This is a genomic window from Secundilactobacillus pentosiphilus, assembly GCF_002217985.1.
GTDB classification, from domain to species: Bacteria; Bacillota; Bacilli; order Lactobacillales; family Lactobacillaceae; genus Secundilactobacillus; species Secundilactobacillus pentosiphilus.
Genome location: NZ_BCMI01000090.1, coordinates 1 through 207 on the forward strand (window position 1 = coordinate 1; position 207 = coordinate 207).

At 56.5% G+C, this 207-nt stretch carries 1 rRNA gene; it reads right to left on the bottom strand.

The features are described 5' to 3' along the window. Positions 1 to 207, bottom strand: a 23S ribosomal RNA gene (locus CES81_RS13175); the annotation flags it as partial.

Here is a 207-nt window from a genome sequence, read left to right on the forward strand (position 1 = left end):
TGATTTCCAACCATTCTGAGGGAACCTTTGGGCGCCTCCGTTACTTTTTGGGAGGCGACCGCCCCAGTCAAACTACCCACCTGACACTGTCTCCCGCCACGCTAAGTGGCGCGGGTTAGAGTGTTCACACAACAAGGGTCGTATCCCACCAGCGCCTCCACCGAAACTAGCGTTCCGGTTTCTACGGCTCCGACCTATCCTGTACAA